Source organism: Chitinophaga sp. (genome assembly GCF_035564935.1).
Classification (GTDB): domain Bacteria; phylum Bacteroidota; class Bacteroidia; order Chitinophagales; family Chitinophagaceae; genus Chitinophaga.
In genome coordinates this window covers 1-3453 of the sequence record NZ_DATMTE010000744.1, presented here as the reverse complement: position 1 = coordinate 3453, position 3453 = coordinate 1, and the positions used below count along the sequence as shown (strand labels likewise).

Here is a 3453-nt window from a genome sequence, read left to right as displayed (position 1 = left end):
TGGAATACAGAAAAGGTAACGAATATGAATAGTATGTTTTACAATGCTAAAGCCTTTAACCAGCATATTGGTAACTGGAATACACAAAATGTAACCGACATGTATGGTATGTTTGCCGGTGCCGAAGTCTTTAACCAGGATATTGGTAACTGGAATACTGAAAATGTAATATATATGAACTACATGTTTTGGCAATCTGGCATGTTTAATCAGGATATTAGCAACTGGAATACAATAAACGTAACCGGCATGAGCGGTATGTTTATGGATGCCACAACATTTAACCAAAACATAGGTAATTGGAATACACAAAATGTAACTGAAATGTCTAGTATGTTTAGGAATGCTACATCATTTAACCAAAACTTAGACAACTGGCAACTCAATCCAAATATTAATATGGCTTATATGTTCAACAATTCAGGAATGGATTGTCAGAACTATTCGTTCACATTACAAGGCTGGGCAAATAATCCAAACACACCAACAGGACGTAATCTGGGGGCACAAGGAATACAATACGGCACCAATACTCTATCGGCAAGAACAACATTGACCACTGACAAGGGCTGGACTATTACAGGCGACAGCACAAGCGGACAAAGCTGCGGGTTAGACCAAACCATTACGGCTAATGACATGGTTAAAGCCTATGGTGATGTGCCTTTTGTGCCAACGGCTACTGCAAGTTCAGGTCTCGAAGTGAGCTACACATCTGCAGACAACAGCATAGCCGAAGCCTTTCAAGACACAGCAGACGGCAACAAATGGAAAATCAAAATCAAAAAGGCGGGAGAAGTAAACATTACGGCACAACAGCCCGGTAACGCAACCTATAATCCGGCAGCAGATGTCATTTTTAAACTGACCATCAATAAAGCTGCTCTGACCATAACCGCCGATGCCTTATCAAAAGAATATGGTACTGCAGACCCTATGCTTACCTATACCGCTATCGGTTTTGTAAATAGCGATGACCAGACAGCACTGACAGGAGCATTGAGCAGAGCTGCCGGCGAAGCCGTAGGAACCTACGCTGTATCTCAGGGCACATTAGATGCTGAAAACTACAGTATTAACTACACCGGTGCCGATTTCAACATCACAAAGGCGACATTGAACATTGTTGCAGATGCAAAATCGAAAATCTACGGAACAACAGATCCTGAATTAACCTATACAATTACCGGACTTGCCAACGGCGATGACCAGACGGTTGTAACAGGAACTTTAACCAGAACGGCAGGCGAAGACATCGGAACCTATGACATCGAACAGGGAACACTGGCCGTAAGCGGAAATTACGACATCGCCTACACCGGAGCCGATTTCAATATCACGAAGGCAACCCTGAACATCATTGCAGATGCAAAATCGAAAATCTACGGAACAACAGATCCTGAATTGACCTATACAATTACCGGACTTGCCAACGGCGATGACCAGACGGTTATAACAGGAACTTTAACCAGAACGGCAGGCGAAGACATCGGAACCTATGACATCAACCAGGGAACTCTGGCAGTAAGCGGAAACTACGACATCGCCTACACCGGAGCCGATTTTAATATCACGAAGGCAACCCTGAACATCGTTGCAGATGCCAAAACCAAAGTTTACGGAACGGCTGACCCTGTATTGACCTATACCGTAACCGGATTTGAAAACGGTGACGACCATACGGTTATCACGGGAGAATTGTCAAGAACAGCAGGCGAAGATATCGGAACCTATGCCATCAACCAGGGAACTCTGGCCGTAAGCGGGAATTACGACATCGCCTATACCGGTGCCGATTTCAATATCACCAAGGCAACACTGAACATCGTTGCAGATGCCAAAACTAAAGTTTACGGAACGGCTGACCCGGCACTGACCTATACCGTGACAGGATTTGCAAACGGTGACGACCAGGGCATTATCAGCGGAGCACTCACCAGAGTAGCAGGTGAAGACATCGGAACCTATGCCATCAACCAGGGGACACTGGCGGTGAGCGGAAACTATGACATCGCCTACACCGGAGCCGATTTCAACATCACGAAAGCGACACTGAACATCGTTGCAGATGCCAAAACCAAAGTTTACGGAACGGCTGACCCGGTACTGACCTATACCGTTACGGGATTGGCAAACGGAGATAATGAAAGTATTGTTACGGGAGCCCTGACCAGAACGGCAGGCGAAGATATCGGAACCTATGCCATCAACCAGGGGACACTGGCCGTGAGCGGAAACTACGACATCGCCTACACGGGAGCCAATTTTAACATCACCAAGGCAACATTGAACATCTTTGCTGATGCCAAGTCGAAAACCTATGGAACGGCTGACCCGGCGTTAACCTATACTGTTACAGGTTTAGTCAATGGAGATACACACACGGTACTTACCGGAACATTGGTAAGAACGGCAGGTGAAACTGCCGGAACCTATCCTATTACACAGGGTACACTAAACGCAGGAAATAATTATGATATTGCCTTTACAGGAGCCGATTTCACCATCATAGAAACATTGGCCATAGCAGATTCCTCCCAAACAAACGTAACATGTTACGGAAGTTCTGACGGTTCGGCTACGGTAAGCATATCCGGAGGAACGGCACCATACACCTATTCTTGGTCACCAAACGGAGGAACGGCACCAACCACAGCAGGACTGGCAGCAGGAACCTATACCGTTACGGTAACCGATGCCAACGGTTCCGTAATCACAAAGGTATTTACCATCACCCAGCCGCAGGAAGTAGTACCGCCTGTTGCGGAAGAAATACAGGAATTCTGCAGTACCGCCAATCCTACCATAAGCAACCTTGCAATACAGGGGACACAGGTGAGATGGTATGCTTCTGCCAATGCAACGCAGGAACTTCCTGCCAGTACACTTCTGGTGGACGGAACTACCTATTATGCAACGCAGACGGTCAACGGATGCGAAAGCCCGGAAAGGACACTGGTCATCGTCATCCTGAACGACAGGCTGCCGGTTCCGCAAGGAGCACCATCGCAGGAGTTCGAGCAAGGGGCTACCATAGCAGACCTTGTGGTAACGCCTGCAAATGCAATCTGGTACGCCAGCCACGATGACGCGGTAAACAATACCAACCCGTTGTCTCCAACTACCCCACTGGTTGACGGGGCAACCTACTATGCCGTGGCCGTGGCCGACGGACAGTGCCCGAGCCTGCCTCTTGCCGTTACGGTAAATGCGGCACTCGGTGTTGGAAAACCGCAAAAGCTGACCTTTAAGTACTATCCAAATCCGGTAGAAGATTACCTGAATATCCAATGTTCGGAAACCATAGATTCGATTGAAGTATACAGCCTGTTGGGGCAACTGGTCAGAAAGCAGGACGGCCATGCCATGGAAGTAAAACTGTTCCTTGGAGACCTGCCGGACGGAACCTATGCCGTATCCGTCATGTCAAATGGCAAAAAATCCACCGTAAAA

General features: G+C 47.4%; 1 protein-coding gene. It reads left to right on the top strand.

Translation table 11 applies throughout. The features are described 5' to 3' along the window. Positions 1 to 3453, top strand: a 3453-nt coding sequence (locus tag VN105_RS19230; protein WP_325643195.1) for an MBG domain-containing protein, incomplete at both ends; no start/stop codon positions are given.